The following is a 10,532-nucleotide window of genomic DNA, read 5'->3' as shown; positions in this document are numbered from 1 at the left end:
CGAAAGCCGGCTGACGACGGTCCCGTGGCGATGTCGATCAGTTCGACACCCCGCGCACGCGCCATCCCCGCCAGATCCACGGCGTCGGGAAGCTCGCGACCCGGCGTGAAGAAATGGAAGAAGGTCAGCTGCGCGCCTACGAGTACGACGTGGTGGTGCTGGACCTGATGTTGCCGCTGCTCGATGGAGTGGCCGTGCTGCGCGAGTACCGCGCCGGCGGCGGTGCCGCGCCGGTGCTGGTGCTGTCGGCGCGCGACCAGGTCGGCGACCGGGTGCAGGCGCTCGATGCCGGCGCCGACGACTACCTGGTCAAGCCGTTCGCGCTGGACGAGCTGCTGGCGCGGGTACGCGCGCTGCTGCGGCGTCCGGCGCAGCCGCCCGAGCCGGTGCTGCGGCATGGCGCGCTGGCGGTGGATACGCGTGCGCGCAGCGCCCGCTGGCAGCAGCACGACCTGGGCCTGACGCCGAAGGAATACGGCTTGCTGGAGCTGCTGCTGCGCCAGCGCGGGCGGACGCTGGCGCGCGCGCAGATCTTCGAACACCTGTACGACAGCCGCAGCGAGGCTTCGGACAAGGTGGTCGAGGTGATCGTCAGCACGCTGCGCGCCAAGCTGGCGCGACATGGCGCCGAAGCGCTGATCCAGACCCGGCGCGGATTCGGCTATGTGTTCCCGTAACCCGGCGCGGACGCGATGAACGCACCGGCGCCGGATATGCAGGCATCGCCGCCGTGGTCGCTGCGCCGGCGGCTGGCGTTGGGCCTGACGCTGACCGTCGGTGGCGTGCTCGCCGCGATGTTCCTGGCGCTGGACTACTGGATCGACCACGAGATCTACCAGCGCATGGACCACGCACTGCTCGAACGCGTGCGCACGGTCAGCAATACCCTGCAGGAACGCGACCTGGCCCAGCTCGAACGGCTGATGCCCGAATATGATCCGGACGGGCACACCGAATTCTTCACCGTCTACGACCACCGCGGCCATGCGCTGCTGCACTCGTCCAGCAGCGGCGGCATGGTCCTGCCGGTCGGCCCGCAACGGCTGGGCACGCCGCGCTACTACGACGTGACCCTGCCCGACGGCCATGCCGGCCGCGCGCTGGCTTCGCGCCTGCCCGGGGTGGCGCCGGAGCACGCGCCGCGGCTGCTGGTGGTGGCCACCGAGCGCGAGGGCTGGGACCGTACCGAGCGGCGCATCCACTTCACCCTGCTGGGCGGGGTGGCGCTGGCGCTGGTGCTGGTGGTCGTGCTGGGGCTGCTGGTGGTGCAGCGCGCGTTCGCGGTGCTGCGCCGTGCCGGCAGCCATGTCGCCGCGGTCGATGTGCAGACGCCGCCGCGGCCGATCGGTGCGGATTTCCCGGTCGAGCTGAAGCCATTCGCCTCCGCGTTCGATACCGGGCTGCGCCGCCTCTACGAATCGGCCGCGCGCGAACGCCGCTTTGCCCGCGATGCGGCGCACGAACTGCGCACGCCGCTGGCCGAGATCCGCGTGACCGCCGAGAGCGCGCTGGCCGGCGCGGATCCTGCACAGGCACGGCACGGGCTGCAGGCCGCGATCGAGGCCTGCGCGCGGATGCAGCGCAGCGTCGATACGCTGCTGCTGCTGTCGCGGCTGGAGTCCGGGCTGGAGGGGCCTTCGCCGGATCCGCTCGACCTGGCGGTGCTGGTCGCCGATACGGCGATGGCGTTGCGCACGGCGGCGGCGCAGCGGCGCATCGACCTGCGCACGACGCTGCCGGAAGCGGCCTGGGTGCGCAGCGATTTCGGCATCGTCGAGCGGATCGTCTCCAACCTGCTGCGCAACGCCATCGACTACGCCCCCGAAGGCGGCGAGGTCCAGTGCCGGCTGCAGCGCGGCGACGGCGAATGGTGGCTGACCGTCGCCAATGCCGCACCCGAACTGGAGCAGGACGACCTGCTCCAGTTCGGTCGCCGTTTCTGGCGCAAGCAGTCCGAGGGCGGCACCGCCCACCATGCCGGCCTGGGCCTGGCGCTGACCTTCGGGCTGGCGGAAGTCCTGCCGCTGCCGCTGCGATTCAGTCTCGACGCGGGCCGGCTGTCGGCGCGGCTCGGGCCCTGGCCTACGCTGTAGCCGGCAGGAACGGCTATGTCGCTGCCGGAAAAGCACTGCGGCATCACGGGATCTTCACCCGTCATGCCTGCTGAGTTGGCGTGGCTGGGAGGCATCGAGTATGGCGCGGGGTCCGTGGATCCACGTCGTCAATGGAGAAAGCATCATGCGCATAGTCAGGGTCCTGGTTGTTCCGGTGGTTGTCGTGTTGGTGCTGGCTTACGGGGGGACCGTGGCTTACTTGGCCCATTTCGACCGCAGTCTCGCGCCCACGTTGCTGGCTGGCCCCTGCTGGTCCGCCGTGGTGGCGCGCCTGGGGTCGCGTTGCTTCGGTCGCCGCAGGCGATGTGATGGTGCCTTGCACCAAAGCTTGACCAAAGCTTCATCGGATATCCTGTCCCGATCTGGACCGCGACAGGAACCGTTGCCGATGTGCCTTCTCCTTTCCTTCTGTGTCGATGCGCGCAGTGTTGATGCGCGTGCGGCTGCCGTGCCTGGCGTCCGCGCCGATGCGTTTGCAGTTGTTCCTGCCGGAGCCGGCCGATGAGCCCGGCCCGGTGGCCGGCCTTCGCCGCTCGCCGCCGCCTGCCGTGGCTGGCCGGCGCGGCGCTGCTGCTGATCGCGCTGGCATGGTGGCTGTGGCCGTCCACGCCGAGCGAGGCTCCCGCCGAAGCGGCGCCGAAGCTGGCCGCCGACGGCAGCCTGGAGCTGACCGACAGCCAGCTCCGCGCCCAAGGCATCGCCAGCGAGGCGGTGACCGCCGCGACCACGCTGCCGCTGCCGGGTCTGCCGGCCCAGGCCGCCGCGCCGCTGGACGCCAGCGCGCAGGTGGTCGTGCCCTACGCCGGCGTGGTCACCCGGATCCTGGTGGACGAGGGCGCGCGGGTGGCCAAGGGCCAGCCGCTGGCGCGCATCCAGAGCCGCGAGCTGCTGCTGGCGCAGGCCGACCTGGCGCGCGCCAGCAGCGAAGCCACCGCCGCCTCGCTGCAGGCGCGGCGTGATCGCGAGCTGTTGAGCGAGGGCATCATCGCCGCCGCGCGCGACGAGCAGAGCCGTGCCCGCGCCGCCGCCGCGGCAGGCGCACTGCGCCAGGCCAGCGGCGCGCTGTCGCAACTGCGCCCGGTGTCCGCCGGCCAGCCCGGCGAATACGAACTGCTGGCGCCGATGGCCGGCCAGGTGCTGCGCCGGATGATCCAGCCGGGGCAGGCGCTGGCGGCCCTGGACGAGGCCTTCAGCGTGGCCGAACCCGGCCCGCTCGACATCCGCTTCATCGCCCCGGTGCGGGTGCGGGCGACGCTGGCGCCGGGACAGGCGGTGCTGCTGCCCGATGGCGCGGTCGCCCGGGTGGTGGCCATCGGCGCCGACACCGACCCGGCCAGCCAGAGCCTGCGGGTGCGCGCGCAGGTGGCCGCCGATGCCGGCCTGGTCGCCGGCCAGCAGTTCGGCGTGACCCTGCAATTGCCGGCACCGCCCGGCAGCCTGGCGGTGCCGACGCCGGCGCTGTTGCCGGCCGGCGATGGCCACGTGCTGTACCGGATCGATGGCCGCCGGGTGCGGGTAGTGCCGGTGCAGGCACTGCTCGGCGGCGACGCCAATACCAGCATCGTCAGCGCCGCCGGCCTTGCGCCCGGCGTGCGCGTGGTCACCCGCGGCACGGTGATGCTGAAGTCGCTGATTCCCGTGCAAGCCGCCGCGCCCGCCGATGCCGGCGCGGACCCGGCTGCCGCGACCCGGGCGGAGTAGGCCATGCTCGCGCGTCTGATCGAATTCTCGCTGCGCCAGCGCGTGCTGGTGCTGCTGGCCGCGGTGGCGCTGGCCGGGGCCGGCGTGGCCGCGTTCCTGCATCTGCCCATCGATGCCTATCCGGACATTTCGCCGACCCAGGTCAAGTTGATCCTGAAGGCGCCGGGGATGACCCCTGAGGAAGTGGAGTCGCGGGTCATCACCCCGCTGGAGATGGAACTGCTGGGCGTGCCGCAGGGGGTGATGCTGCGCTCCACCGCCAAGTACGCCATCGCCGACCTCACCCTGGATTTCGCCGAAGGCACCGACATCTACTGGGCGCGGCAGCAGGTGGCCGAGCGCTACGGCAACGTCGCCGCGAACCTGCCGTCGGACGTCAACGGCGGCCTGGCGCCGATCTCCACGCCGCTGTCGGACGTGTACATGTTCACCATCGAGGGCGGCGGCCTGACCCTGGCCGAGCGCCGCAGCCTGCTGGACTGGACCCTGCGCCCTGCGCTGCGCACCCTGCCCGGGGTGGCCGACGTCAACGTGCTGGGCGGGCAGGCGCGCAGTTTCGTGGTGGTGCCCGACCGTGCGCGGCTTTCTGCCGCCGGCCTGCATTTCCGCGACATCGTCGATGCCATCGGCCGCAACAACCGCAACGATGGCGCCGGCCGCCTCGATGCCGGCGAGGAAACCCTGATCGTCCGTGCCGAGGGTGCGATCCACACACTCGACGACCTCGCCGCCATCGTCATCCGTCCCGGCGCCGCGCCGGTGCGCGTCGGCGACGTCGCCCAGGTGCGTACCGACGCGCTGACCCGCTATGGCGCGGTGACCCGCGACGGCGCCGGCGAGGCGGTGGAAGGCATCGTGGTGGCGCTGCGCGGCGCCGATGCCTCCACCCTGGTGACCGCGATCCGCGCGCGCCTGGCCGAGCTGGCGCCAAGCCTGCCGCCGGGGGTGAAGATCGTGCCGTTCTACGACCGCAGCACGCTGATCACCCGCGCGGTCAGCACCGTCGAGCACGCGCTGCTGGAGGCCACGGTGCTGGTGGTGATCCTGCTGCTGCTGTTCCTGGGCGACCTGCGCGCGGCGCTGGTGGTGGCGCTGATGCTGCCGTTCGCCGCACTGTCCACCTTCCTGCTGATGCGCATCACCGGCATGAGCGCCAACCTGATGAGCCTGGGCGGGCTGGCCATCGCCATCGGCATGCTGGTCGATGCGGCGGTGGTGGTGGTGGAGAACGCGGTCAGCCGGCTGGCGCCGGACGCGCCCGGCGCACACCTGCCGCGGCTGCACCGGGTGTTCGCCGCCGCGCGCGAGGTGGCCACGCCGGTGGCCGCCGGCATCCTCATCATCTGCCTGACCTTCATGCCGCTGCTGACGCTGCAGGGGCTGGAAGGCAAGCTGTTCGCGCCGGTCGCGCTGACCATCGTGTTCGCGCTGGGCGCCTCACTGCTGCTGTCGCTGACCCTGGTGCCGGTGCTGGCCTCGCTGCTGCTGAAGGAGCGCGCGCATGCCGAGCCGTGGCTGATGCGCCAGATCGACCGCCTCTACCGCCCGCTGCTGGAAGGCGCGCTGGCGCATCCGGGCCGCGCCGTCGCCGCCGCGGCGGTGGCGCTGCTGCTGGGCGTGGGCGCGTACCTGGGCACCGGCAAGGCGTTCATGCCGACCATGGACGAGGGCGACATCCTGCTGCAATTGCAGAAGCCGCCGTCGATCGGCCTGCAGCGCTCGCTGCAGATCGACGCGGCGGTGGAGAAGGCGATCCTGGCGCGGGTGCCGGAAGTGCGCCACGCCGTTGCCCGCGCCGGTTCGGACGAACTGGGCCTGGACCCGATGGGCCTCAACGAGACCGACTTGTTCATGCAGCTGGCGCCGCGCGACCAGTGGCGGGTGGCCGACAAGGATTGGCTGACCGGGCAGATCCGCCAGGTGATGGCCGATTTCCCCGGCGTCGATTACGGCTTCACCCAGCCGATCGAGATGCGCGTGTCGGAGATGCTGACCGGCAGTCGCGGCGACGTGGCGATCAAGGTGTTCGGCGCCGACCTGGACACGCTGGGCGAACTGGCCCAGCGCATCGCCGCGACCATCGAGAAGGTGCCTGGCGCGCAGGACGTGCTGACCCAGGCCACCGACGGGGTGGAATACCTGCAGGTCAAGGTCGATGCGCAGGCCGCCGGCCGCGCCGGGCTGGCGGTCACCGACGTGCAGGACGAGCTGCGCGCGCAACTGGAAGGCGTGCCCGCCGGCATCGTCATCGAGCCGGACCGGCGCACGCCGATCCTGGTGCGCGGCGATGCTCAGGTGCGCGCCTCGGCCGGGCGCTTCGAGGCGCTGAGCCTGGCGCGCGGCGACGCCGGGCAGATCCCGCTGACCGCGCTGGCCACGGTGACGCCGACCTCCGGGCCGGTGCAGGTGCGGCGCGAGAACGGCTCGCGCTTCTCGCTGATCCAGTCCAACGTGGCCGGGCGCGATCTGGTCGGCTTCGTCGAGGAAGCGCGCGCGGCGGTGGCCCGCGAGGTACCGCTGCCGCCGGGCTACCGGCTGGTCTGGGGCGGCCAGTTCGAGAACCAGCAGCGCGCCGCCGCGCGCCTGGGGCTGGTGGTGCCGGTGGCGCTGGGGCTGATCTTCGTGGTGCTGTTCATGACTTTCGGTTCGGTGCGGCAGGCGTTGCTGATCCTGGGCAACGTGCCGTTTGCCATGGTCGGCGGCATCGTCGCGCTGTGGCTGTCCGGGCAGTACCTGTCGGTGCCGGCTTCGGTGGGCTTCATCGCGCTGCTCGGCATCGCCGTGCTCAACGGCCTGGTGCTGGTGTCCTACTTCAACCACCTGCACGCGCTGGGCCACCCGATCGAGCACGTAGTGCGCGAAGGCGCCTGGCGCCGGCTGCGCCCGGTGCTGATGACCGCCACCATCACCGCCTTCGGCCTGGTGCCGCTGCTGCTGGCCACCGGCCCGGGCTCGGAAATCCAGCGTCCGCTGGCGATCGTGGTGATCGGCGGGCTGGTCAGTTCGACCGCGCTGACCCTGCTGTTGCTGCCGCTGCTATACCGCCGCTACGGCCAGCCGGCGGCACCGCAGGCGCACCTTGTTTCCGCTGCCACGAGGACCGGCGCATGAGCGATTTCGTCCGCCTCAACCTGATCTTTCCGCCCGGACTGGAGGACACGGTGACCGATGCGCTGGTCTCGGATCCGGCGATGCCCGGCTTCACCCTGTTCCATGCCGAAGGCCATACCAGCGACTTCGCCCATGCCTCGGCCAGCGAACAGGTGCGCGGGCGCATCGAGCGCCAGGTGCTGTGGGTGGTGATCGAACGCGAACGCCTGGACGAGGTGCTGGCCGCGCTGCGCAAGCGCGTGGCCAGCACCGATGTGCGCTGGTGGACCGAGGCGGTGATCGCGCACGGGAGGCTGGCATGAACCCGCGCCGCCACCGCCTCGCCGCCACGCTGCTGGCCTGGCTGCCGGCGATCGCCGCGGCGCAGGCTACGTACCTGCCGCCGGACGAGCTGATCGCCAACGCGCTGATGGCGCAGCCGGAGGTGCAGGCCGCCTCGGCGCGGGCGGTCGCCGCCCGCGCCGAGGCGCGCGCGCTGGCCGCCGGCAGCTACGAATACGAGGCCAGCGTGATCCCGCAGCGCCGCACCACCGACGCCAGCGGCGACTACAGCGAATGGGAAGCGCAGGTGGGCCGGCGCATCCGCCTGCCCGGCAAGGCGCGGCTGGACCGCGAGATCGGCCTTCACGGCACCACCGCCGCCGATCTGCGCCTGGACGATGCCGAGCACCAGGCCGCGCGGCGCCTGCTGGCGCTGTGGATGGACTGGCTGCGCACCGCGCAGGTGGCCGGCGAGACCGCGCAGCAACAGGCGCTGATGACGCGCGAGCGCGACGCGCTGGCGCGGCGCGTGCAACTGGGTGACGCCGCCCGCCGCGAGCTCGATCTGTTCGAGGCCGAGCGCGCGCAACTGCAGGCGCTGGCACTGGCCGCGCAGGCCGCCGCCGAAGCCGCGCGCCAGGCGTTGGCCGGCCAGTTCCCGCAGATCCCGCTGCCGGAGCGGGTGCCGGAACTGCCCGACCCGGCATCGTTGCCGGGCGGCGCGGCGCCGTGGCGCGCCTTGATCGTCGAACGCAGCCACGAAATCGGCATCGCCGTCGAGGATGCCACCCGGCAATCGCTGGTCGCCGACCGCGCCCGCGCCGACCGCCGTCCCGATCCCAGCGTCGGCGTGCGGGTGATGAACGACCGCGGCGGCGCCGAGCGCGCCATCGGCCTGGTGCTGAGCGTGCCGATCGGCTACACCCACCGCAGCGCGCTGGCCGCCAGCGAGTCCGCCAACGCGCTGGCGATGGCGGCCGAGGCCGACGGCATGCGCCGCATGATCGGCCAGGAGGCCTGGGCCACGGTGCAGGCCGCCGAAAGCCGCCTCGCGCAGTGGCAGGCGCAGCGGGTGGCGCTGGCGGCGCAAACCACGGCGACCAGGCGCACCCGCCGCGCCTGGGAACTGGGCGAAACGGCGCTGGGCGAGTACCTGCTGGCCCTGCGCAGCGAGCACCAGGTGCGGCTGGCCGAGGCGCAGGCGCGGGTGGACGCGCTGGAAGCCGGCCTGCTGGTGCGGGTGGACAGCCACGAGCTGTGGCATCCGGAACTGCCGGGCGAATCGCACGAGCACGCCGCGGCGATGCCGCGCGGCGAATGACTGCCGGGCGCGTCGCCGCGCGCCCGGATCCTGCCGCAATCCAGGTAATCAGTCAGGGTATAGGAAGTTCAACCGCCCTTTTTGGCGAGTCTGGCGGGTAGGCGGCGGTCGCGCAAGCCCCGTTTTGGGCACGGATCGGACGTCTGTGAGTGGGATTTCGGCATCGCGGGGCCACGCAGCGGCGTTGTCAGCAGCCATGCTTCGCTGATTCCCGACAGCGGGCCGAGCGCCGCCCTGCGGATCGTGGCCGCATCGGCTCGGATTCCGGTTTCGCCGTCGGCTGTGCAGCCGGCAGATCGTCACGCGGCTTGCACTGGCGGTGCGCGCGCTGCGGGCCTGTAGTGCGCTTCTTCCCGCGCGCCCTGCTTCACAAAGTGGCCAAGGATGGCGCGGATGGCGGCAGGTTCCTCGATGCTGGCGACGATCCGCACGGTGCCACCGCAGTGGACGCAGGCGGTGACGTCGATGGAAAAGACCCGCTTGAGGCGTTGCGCCCAGCTCATCGAACGGCGCTTCTCCTCGGGGCTGCGCGGCGCGTCGTTCGCGCTTGCGTCCGCCGGCTCCACAGCGGCGTCATGCCGCCTGCCGCGCCCCGATGGCGTCAACTGTGCGCGCAGGGCGGCGTTCGGGGCAAACACCCCGTGGAAGCGGGTCAGGTGGGCGCGCGGTGGCGGGACCAGCGCCGCCAGCTTGGCGATGAAATCCACCGGATCCCATTCCACATGCGTGGTGCCATTGCGCCACGGCGTCTTGAGCTGATACCGCACCCTACCCTGCGGTGAGATCGACAGCCGCTGCTCGCTGATCGCCGGGCGCGTGATGTAGCGGCAGCAACGGGGCGCCAAAGCGCCCCGTTTCACATTTGCCCCTCCACACAATGGGAGAAGCTCACTAACTATCCGCCGATGCTCAGCATGCGGTATACCCGCCGTCGACAACCAGTTTCTGACCGGTCATAAAGGAAGACTCGTCGGACATCAGGAACACCGCCGGCTTGGCGATTTCGGCCGGAACACCCATACGGCCACCAAATTTCCCACGCGGGACAATATCTGCATCCTTCACCGGATCGTTGCACAATGGGTGCAGCGCCGCCAGCTGGGTGAAGTCAAAGGCATCCGTTTCCAAGGATTTCTCATGCGACAACTTCTCTTTGTCAGTCGTGACAGCGGCCTGGAATAGCGGCGTCATAATATATCCCGGATTCACGGTGTTCACTCGGATTCCGTATTCCGCGAACTGCAGCGCGAGGGCCTTCGACAGGCCGACAACGCCGTGTTTCCCCATCGTATACTGGACCAGATTGAAGCGTTCAATCAGCACCTCGCCCGTCTCCGTGTTCACCACCTTCGGGCGACCGGCGACGCCGTGGATGCTCGATACCAGCACGATCGAGCCCTTGGTCCCGTGCTTCATCATCAGCCGCGAGCCGTAGAGCGCGGTATTGAACACTCCGTCCTCGTTGACGCTCTGGATGAATTTTTTCGACTTCAGAACCTCCTCGGGATCCTTATCGAAATCCTCAGCCGTCGCCACGCCGGCATTGGCCATGATGGCATCCACCCGACCATAGGTCTTCTCAGTGATCTCGAAAAGTTTCTCAACATCCTTCGGATCAGTCACGTCGGTATGCACATAGAGCGCATGCCCCTCACCATATTCCTCGTTCAGGCTCTTGGCGAATGCCTCGCCCTGCTCATCGTTGATGTCGGAAATGACAACCCCATCGGCCCCTTCGGCCAAGGCTTCGCGAACCGTTGCCGAGCCAATGGAATCGAACCCGGGGATGACCGAAACCGACCCCGTCACTACGACAATCTTGCCAGCTAGCTTACCCATCTCGAATACTCCTTTGGTTGAGATATTAGTGAATACATGCTGCGGTAGGGCCACCTTGGGGTATAGGAAGTTCAACCGCCCTTTTTGGCGAGTCTGGCGGGTAGGAAGCGGCCGCGCAAGCGCCGCTTTGGGCACAGATCGGGCACAGATCGGGGGTTCATGCGTGGGTTTTCGACATCGCGGGG

At 70.4% G+C, this 10,532-nt stretch carries 7 protein-coding genes and 1 pseudogene; 6 read left to right on the top strand and 2 right to left on the bottom strand.

Features of this window, described 5'->3' with window-relative positions:
• The first annotated feature begins 113 nt into the window (after positions 1 to 113).
• The 6 genes from OC534_RS19055 (at position 114) to OC534_RS19030 (ending at position 8,508) form a co-directional block, all read left to right on the top strand.
• Positions 114 to 677, top strand: coding sequence for a response regulator transcription factor (locus tag OC534_RS19055; RefSeq protein ID WP_262072398.1), 564 nt, complete (start codon positions 114 to 116; stop codon positions 675 to 677).
• A gap of 15 nt (positions 678 to 692) precedes the next feature.
• On the top strand, positions 693 to 2,093 hold the full coding sequence (locus OC534_RS19050) for a histidine kinase dimerization/phospho-acceptor domain-containing protein (protein WP_136007202.1): 1,401 nt from the start codon (positions 693 to 695) through the stop codon (positions 2,091 to 2,093).
• A gap of 522 nt (positions 2,094 to 2,615) precedes the next feature.
• Positions 2,616 to 3,815, top strand: coding sequence for an efflux RND transporter periplasmic adaptor subunit (locus OC534_RS19045; protein ID WP_136007204.1), 1,200 nt, complete (start codon positions 2,616 to 2,618; stop codon positions 3,813 to 3,815).
• A 3-nt stretch (positions 3,816 to 3,818) separates the two neighbouring features.
• Positions 3,819 to 6,926 carry a CusA/CzcA family heavy metal efflux RND transporter gene (locus tag OC534_RS19040; protein WP_262072397.1) on the top strand — a complete coding sequence of 1,036 codons (3,108 nt, stop codon included), beginning with the start codon at positions 3,819 to 3,821 and terminating at the stop codon, positions 6,924 to 6,926.
• Entirely contained in the window at positions 6,923 to 7,228 is a 306-nt protein-coding gene (locus OC534_RS19035) for a DUF3240 family protein (RefSeq protein WP_136007208.1), read from the top strand. Before OC534_RS19040 ends, OC534_RS19035 begins: the two co-directional genes overlap by 4 nt.
• A complete protein-coding gene (locus OC534_RS19030; protein ID WP_136007210.1) occupies positions 7,225 to 8,508 on the top strand; it encodes a TolC family protein in 1,284 nt (427 codons plus the stop codon). Before OC534_RS19035 ends, OC534_RS19030 begins: the two co-directional genes overlap by 4 nt.
• Positions 8,509 to 8,807: 299 nt before the next feature.
• Here OC534_RS19030 and OC534_RS19025 read toward each other — a convergent pair.
• Both OC534_RS19025 and OC534_RS19020 read right to left on the bottom strand, forming a co-directional pair.
• Positions 8,808 to 9,338: pseudogene (locus OC534_RS19025) on the bottom strand (transposase); the annotation flags it as partial.
• Between the two features lie 79 nt (positions 9,339 to 9,417).
• Positions 9,418 to 10,347, bottom strand: a complete 930-nt coding sequence (locus OC534_RS19020) for an SDR family oxidoreductase (RefSeq protein ID WP_016448223.1) — start codon at positions 10,345 to 10,347, stop codon at positions 9,418 to 9,420.
• Between the last annotated feature and the right edge of the window lie 185 nt (positions 10,348 to 10,532).

Source organism: Stenotrophomonas sp. Marseille-Q5258 (assembly GCF_946900935.1).
GTDB lineage: Bacteria > Pseudomonadota > Gammaproteobacteria > Xanthomonadales > Xanthomonadaceae > Stenotrophomonas > Stenotrophomonas nematodicola.
This window is presented reverse-complemented; position numbering and strand designations above follow the sequence as displayed.

Bases quoted from the DNA above. Each gene is read 5' to 3' on its own strand.
- OC534_RS19055 (WP_262072398.1), top strand. From the start codon at position 114: ATGGAAGAAGGTCAGCTGCGCGCCTACGAGTACGACGTGGTGGTGCTG.
- OC534_RS19050 (WP_136007202.1), top strand. From the start codon at position 693: ATGAACGCACCGGCGCCGGATATGCAGGCATCGCCGCCGTGGTCGCTG.
- OC534_RS19045 (WP_136007204.1), top strand. From the start codon at position 2,616: ATGAGCCCGGCCCGGTGGCCGGCCTTCGCCGCTCGCCGCCGCCTGCCG.
- OC534_RS19040 (WP_262072397.1), top strand. From the start codon at position 3,819: ATGCTCGCGCGTCTGATCGAATTCTCGCTGCGCCAGCGCGTGCTGGTG.
- OC534_RS19035 (WP_136007208.1), top strand. From the start codon at position 6,923: ATGAGCGATTTCGTCCGCCTCAACCTGATCTTTCCGCCCGGACTGGAG.
- OC534_RS19030 (WP_136007210.1), top strand. From the start codon at position 7,225: ATGAACCCGCGCCGCCACCGCCTCGCCGCCACGCTGCTGGCCTGGCTG.
- OC534_RS19020 (WP_016448223.1), bottom strand. From the start codon at position 10,347: ATGGGTAAGCTAGCTGGCAAGATTGTCGTAGTGACGGGGTCGGTTTCG.